This window comes from Thermohalobaculum sp. (assembly GCF_058622915.1).
The window spans coordinates 1-4,035 of record NZ_JBZSYN010000084.1; the positions used below are offsets into that span (position 1 = coordinate 1).

A 4,035-nucleotide genomic window follows, 5' to 3' on the forward strand; every position below is an offset into this window, starting at 1 on the left:
CATGATCCGCCAGGATGCTCGCGACATCCGGACCAAGTTTTCGATGACCATGCACACCTGGTACTTTCCCGTGGGCGAGAACATCGAGGTGATCTTGGCGGAGAGGGTGGGATTCGAACCCACGGTACCCGTAAGGGTACAACGGTTTTCGAGACCGCCCCGTTCGACCGCTCCGGCACCTCTCCGCAGGGCATCGACGTTCGGGTGCGCGGAAACTAGTCGGCGCGGCAGGCGCGTTCAAGGCCCATTTTCCCGCGCTGGCGCCGTGCCCGGCGGGCTTGACTCCGCGCCCGCACCTCATCATAAGTGCCGTCCCGTCGCGAGCCCCGGTTCGCGGCGAGGATCGCATATCGCAGTTCGCCCGGAGCGCCGGGCGCGCTGTCCGAGGCGGCCGCAGGCGGCCGGAAGACCCCGCAAGGGGCGCCACAGGACGCGGCAGAGAAGGACAGGAGCAATGTTCGCAGTCATCAGGACCGGCGGCAAGCAGTATCGCGTCGCTGCCGGCGACGAGCTAACGGTGGAGAAGCTGCCGGCCGAGGCCGGCGGCAGCGTGGAATTCGGCGAAGTGCTGATGCTCGGCGGCGATCAGACCACGCTGGGCACGCCTCTGGTCGAGGGCGCCTCGGTGAAGGCCGAGGTGCTGGAGCAGACGCGCGGGCCGAAGGTCGTGAGCTTCAAGAAGCGCCGTCGCAAGCACGGCTCGAAGCGCATCAAGGGCCACCGCCAGCACCTCACGCTTGTGCGCGTGACCGAGATCGTCGGCGCCGGGGGCGCGACCCCAGCGGCGCGCGAGAGCGCGAAGGCCGCCGAGCCCGCGCCGCAGCCGACCGAGTAGGAGGAGAGCGAGATGGCACACAAGAAGGCGGGCGGCTCCTCGCGCAACGGCCGCGACAGCATCGGCCGGCGCCTGGGCATCAAGAAGTATGGCGGCGAGGCGGTCATTCCCGGCAACATCCTGGTGCGCCAGCGCGGCACCAAGTGGTGGCCCGGGCAGAATGTCGGCATGGGCAAGGATCACACGATCTTCGCCACCGTCGAGGGCAACGTGGAATTCCACACCGGGCTGAAGGGCCGCGTCTTCGTCTCGGTCGTGCCGTCGGGCGAGGCCACACGCTAGGCCGATCTCTCAGGCAAGTCATTCGAGGGGATCGGCTGCAGGGCCGGTCCCCTTTCTCGTTCGAGGCAGCGATGGTCGAGACGATCCGCACGCAACGGCTGGTCCTGCGCCCGCTCCGGGCTTCCGACGCGGGGCCGATCACGCTGCATGCCTCGGACGCGCGCCTGGCGCGCATGACGGCGCTGATCCCGCACCCCTATCCCCCGGGCGCGGCCGCGGCCTTCGTCGAGGCGTCGCTGGCGGGCCGGCGCGGCGAGGAGGTGTGGGCCGTCGACGCAACCCCGGTCGACGGCGAGGAGCTGATCGGCATCCTCGGCTTCAAGCGCGAGGGGGCCGAGCTGAGCTACTGGGTAGGGCCGCCCTACTGGAACGCCGGCTACGCCACCGAGGCGGTGCGGGCGCTGGTCGCGCATCTGTTCGCCAGGCCCGGTGTCACGGCATTGCGCGCCAGCGTGTTCGCCGACAACCTGTCCTCGGTGGCGGTGCTGGCGAAGGCGGGGTTCAGCGAGGCGGGCGAGACGCGCCTCTACTCGGTGGCACGCGGCGAGGACGTCGCGGGCCGGGTATATCGCTGCGCGCGCGCCGACTGGCTGGCGCGCGGCACAAGGCACGGGTCCGGCCGATGAAGTTCCTCGACGAGGCCACGGTCGCGATCCGCTCGGGCAGCGGCGGCCCGGGCTGCGTCAGCTTCCGGCGCGAGAAGTTCATCGAGTTCGGCGGCCCCGATGGCGGCGATGGCGGGCGCGGCGGCGATGTCTGGGCCGAAGCGGTGGCGGGCCTGAACACGTTGATCGACTATCGCTACCGCCAGCATTTCAAGGCGGGCAACGGCCAGCACGGCATGGGCCGGCAGCGCACCGGCAAGGACGGCGCCGATGTCGTGCTGCGGGTCCCGGTGGGCACCCAGATCCTCGACGAGGACAGCGAGGCGCCGATCGCCGACCTGACCCGGGAGGGCCAGCGCGTGCTCTTGGCCGAGGGCGGCAATGGCGGCTGGGGCAACCTGCATTTCAAGAGCTCGACCAACCAGGCGCCGCGCCGTGCCAATCCCGGGCAGCCCGCGGTCGAGCGCAGCATCCGGCTGAGGCTGAAGCTGATCGCCGATGTCGGCCTGGTGGGCATGCCGAACGCGGGCAAGTCGACGCTGCTCGCCGCCTGCTCGAACGCGCGGCCCAAGATCGCGGACTATCCCTTCACCACGCTGCACCCCAATCTGGGCGTCATCGGCATCGACGAGCGCGAGTTCGTCATGGCCGACATTCCGGGCCTGATCGAGGGCGCGCATGAGGGGCGCGGCATCGGCGACCGCTTTCTCGCGCATGTCGAGCGCTGCGCCGTGCTGCTGCATCTGCTCGACGCGACCGCGGCCGATCCGCTGGGCGACTATCGCGTCGTCGTGGCCGAGCTCGCCGCCTATGGCCACCGCCTCGCCGATAAGCCCCGCATCGTCGCGCTCAACAAGGCCGATGCGCTGGAGCCCGGCGGGGCGGAGGTTCTCATCGGCCTGCTGCGCGAGGCCGGGGTTCCCGTCGGCTTCGCCATCTCGGGCGCGACCGGCACGGGCGTGCAGGCGCTGCTGCGCGCGCTGCGCTCCGAGATCGACCGGGTGCGCGGGGCCGAGACGGTCGCAGCGGCGGAGCCGGAAGCATGGCGGCCATGAACGGGGCCGAGATCCTCGCCCGGGCGCGCTGCCTGGTGGTCAAGGTCGGCTCGGCCATGCTGGTCGACGCCGAAAGCGGCCGGCTGCGCACCGCGTGGCTCGACGGCCTGGCCGCCGACCTCGCCGGCCATCACGAGGCGGGGCGGCACCTGGTGCTGGTCTCGTCGGGGGCCATCGCCCTGGGGCGCCGCGTCCTCGGCCTGGCCGACGGCGAGCTGCCGCTCGAGCAGGCGCAGGCCGCGGCCGCGATCGGCCAGTCGCGCCTGATCCGCGCCTGGGAGGAGGCCCTGCGGCCGCACGGGCTGATGACGGCGCAGCTTCTGCTGACGCTGGAGGACACGCAGAACCGGCGGCGCTATCTCAACGGCCGGGCGACGCTGAAGACGCTGCTCGGCATGGGCGTCGTGCCGGTGGTCAACGAGAACGACACCATCGCCACCGACGAGATCCGCTATGGCGACAACGACCGGCTGGCGGCGCGGGTGGCGCTGATGGCCGGCGCCGACCTGCTGGTGCTGCTGTCCGATGTCGACGGGGTCTACACCGCCAATCCGCGCACCGACCCGGCGGCCCGGCACCTGCCCGAGATCAGCGAGATCACGCCCCGTATCGAGGCCATGGCCGGCGCGGCCGGCAGCGCCGCGGCGAGAGGCGGCATGAAGACCAAGCTTCTCGCCGCCAAGACGGCGATGCAGGGGGGCTGCGCGATCGCGGTGGCGCGCGGCGACATGGACCGCCCGCTGAGCGCGCTCGGCGAGGGCGCCCGGGCCACCTGGCTGATGCCCCAGGCCACGCCTGCGGCCGCGCGCAAGCAGTGGATCGCCGGCATGAAGCCGGCGGGCGCCCTGGTCATCGATGCGGGCGCGGTGGCGGCGCTCAGGCGCGGCAAGTCGCTCTTGCCCGCGGGCGTTCGCCGCATCGAGGGCCGTTTCCAGCGCGGCGATCCGGTCTCGATCGTCACCGAGGCCGGCGAGGCCGTCGGCGCCGCGCTGGCGGGCTATAACTGCGCCGAGGCGCGCGCCATCGCGGGGCAGAAATCCGACCGGATCCCGGCTATCCTCGGCTATCCCGGCCGGGCGGCGCTGGCGCATCGCGACGACATGGTGATCTGGGGGATGTGATGGACGAGCCGATCGACGTCGCGGCAATGATGCAGGCCATCGGCGCCCGCGCCCGCGCCGCGGCGGCCGTGCTCGCCTCGGCCGCCCCGGCCGCCAAGACCGGCGCGCTCGAGGCCGCCGCCGAGGCGATCCGGGCC

At 72.1% G+C, this 4,035-nt stretch carries 5 protein-coding genes and 1 tRNA gene; 5 read left to right on the top strand and 1 reads right to left on the bottom strand.

The genetic code is table 11. The features are described from left to right. Nucleotides 1-95: 95 nt before the first annotated feature. A tRNA-Ser gene (locus AC32QD_RS07165) sits at nt 96-185 on the bottom strand. Nucleotides 186-454: 269 nt separating this feature from the next. Here AC32QD_RS07165 and rplU point away from each other — a divergent pair. From rplU to proB, 5 genes are all read left to right on the top strand, one after another. Beyond that, nucleotides 455-835, top strand: coding sequence for a 50S ribosomal protein L21 (rplU, locus tag AC32QD_RS07170; protein WP_492009804.1), 381 nt, complete (start codon nt 455-457; stop codon nt 833-835). A gap of 12 nt (nt 836-847) precedes the next feature. Next, a complete protein-coding gene (gene rpmA / locus AC32QD_RS07175) occupies nt 848-1,117 on the top strand; it encodes a 50S ribosomal protein L27 (protein ID WP_492009805.1) in 270 nt (89 codons plus the stop codon). 71 nt (nt 1,118-1,188) lie between these two features. Continuing rightward, nucleotides 1,189-1,743 (top strand): GNAT family N-acetyltransferase, encoded by a 555-nt coding sequence (locus AC32QD_RS07180; protein WP_492009806.1) that lies wholly within the window; start codon nt 1,189-1,191, stop codon nt 1,741-1,743. Beyond that, complete coding sequence (obgE, locus tag AC32QD_RS07185; protein WP_492009807.1) at nt 1,740-2,777, top strand: GTPase ObgE; 1,038 nt, start codon at nt 1,740-1,742, stop codon at nt 2,775-2,777. Before AC32QD_RS07180 ends, obgE begins: the two co-directional genes overlap by 4 nt. After that, nucleotides 2,774-3,898: a glutamate 5-kinase gene (gene proB / locus AC32QD_RS07190; protein ID WP_492009808.1), complete on the top strand. Its 1,125-nt coding sequence runs from the start codon at nt 2,774-2,776 to the stop codon at nt 3,896-3,898. Before obgE ends, proB begins: the two co-directional genes overlap by 4 nt. The last annotated feature ends 137 nt before the right edge of the window (nt 3,899-4,035 follow it).